We start from the raw sequence: 1,674 nt of genomic DNA, 5'->3' as shown, positions 1-1,674 counted from the left end.
GGACATCCCGGCGGCAGGTCCACCAGTTCGGGCACGCTGCCGCGGATGGTCGCGAGCTTGAGGCCGCGCGGGGCGCCCAGCGCCGGCCGGGCCGCGAACAGGCCGCGGGTGTAGGGGTGGGCGCGCTCGGCGAAGACCGCGGCGGTCGGGCCGCTCTCGACCACGCTGCCGCCGTACATCACGAGCATCTTCGAGACGCTTTCGGCGATCACGCCGAGGTCGTGCGAGATCAGGATCAGCGCCATGCCCATCTCCGCGACCAGGCGCTGGATCAGGTCCAGCACCTGCTTCTGGATGGTCACGTCGAGCGCGGTGGTGGGCTCGTCGGCAATCAGCAGGTCCGGCCCGCAGGCCAGCGCCATCGCGATACCGATGCGTTGCCGCTGCCCGCCCGAGAACTGGTGCGGATAGGCGTCGAGCCGGGAGGCCGCGTCCGGGATRCCGACCCGCTCGAGCAGCGCCAGCGCCTCCTTGCGCGCCTCGGCCTTGGACACGCCGCGATGCAGCCGCAGCGGCTCGCCGACCTGGCGCCCGATGGTGTGCAGCGGGTTCAGCGCCGTCATCGGCTCCTGGAAGATCATGCCGATGCGGTCGCCGCGCAGCTTGCACATCTCGCGCTCGGGCAGGCCGACCAGCTCCTGGCCGTCGAAGCGGATGCTGCCGCTCACCTTGGCGCTCGATGGCAGCAGGCCCATCAGCGACTGCACCGTGATCGACTTGCCGCAGCCCGATTCGCCGACGATGCCCAGCGTCTCGCCGCGCTCGAGCGAAAAGGAGATGCCGCGCACGGCTTCGGCCGGGCCGCGCTGGGTCTGCAGCTGCACGCGGAGAYCGTTGACTTCGAGAAGTGGCATGTAGTGGTTCAGCGGGCGCGTGCGAGGCGCGGGTCCAGGAGGTCGCGCAGTCCGTCGCCGAGCAGGTTCAGGCCCAGCACCGCGAACGCGATCGCCATGCCGGGGAAGACGGCCAGCAGCGGCTGCTGGAACATCAGCGTCTGGGCCTCGCTGAGCATGCGGCCCCACGAGGGCTGCGGCGGCTGGGTGCCCAGGCCGAGGTACGACAGCGCCGCCTCGGCCAGGATCGCGATCGCGAAGCGGATGGTGATCTGCACGATCAGCACGGCCGAGATGTTCGGCAGCACGTGCTGCAGCGTGATCGCCAGCGGCCCCTTGCCGCAGGCGCGCGCGGCGGCGATGTACTCGCGCGACCAGATGGCGTTGGCCGAGGCGCGCGTGATGCGCGCGAAGGTCGGGATGTTGTAGATGCCGATGGCGACGATCGCGTTGACGATGCCGGCGCCGAACACCGCCGTCATCATGATGGCCGAGAGGATGGCCGGGAAGGCGAGCGAGAAGTCGGCGAAGCGCATGATGGCCTCCTCGACCCAGCCGCGGCGCGCCGCCGCGAGCAGGCCCAGCGCGGTGCCGGCCACGAGGCCGATGCCCACGGCGATCACGCCGACCAGGATCGACGCCCGCGCACCGACCAGCAGCAGCGAGGCGACATCGCGCCCGAAGGCGTCGGTGCCCAGCCAGTGCCTGGCCGAGGGCGCCTGCATCTTGTTGGCCATGTCCATCTCGTAGGGCGACCAGGGCGTCCAGACCAGCGAGACGGACGCGGCCAGGATCAGCAGCAGGCTCAGGACGGCGCCGATCGTGAAGCTGCGGTGCTGCA

2 protein-coding genes are annotated in these 1,674 nt (G+C 71.0%); both read right to left on the bottom strand.

Annotated elements, in window-relative coordinates; genetic code table 11:
• On the bottom strand, positions 1 to 854 hold an 854-nt coding region (locus AC1DYK_RS35340; RefSeq protein WP_478170514.1), incomplete at its 3' end, for an ABC transporter ATP-binding protein.
• Positions 855 to 862: 8 nt separating this feature from the next.
• Positions 863 to 1,674: ABC transporter permease (locus AC1DYK_RS35335; RefSeq protein WP_478170513.1), on the bottom strand; the 812-nt coding region annotated here is incomplete at its 5' end.

The organism is Variovorax sp. P2_H12, assembly GCF_056403395.1.
This window is presented reverse-complemented; position numbering and strand designations above follow the sequence as displayed.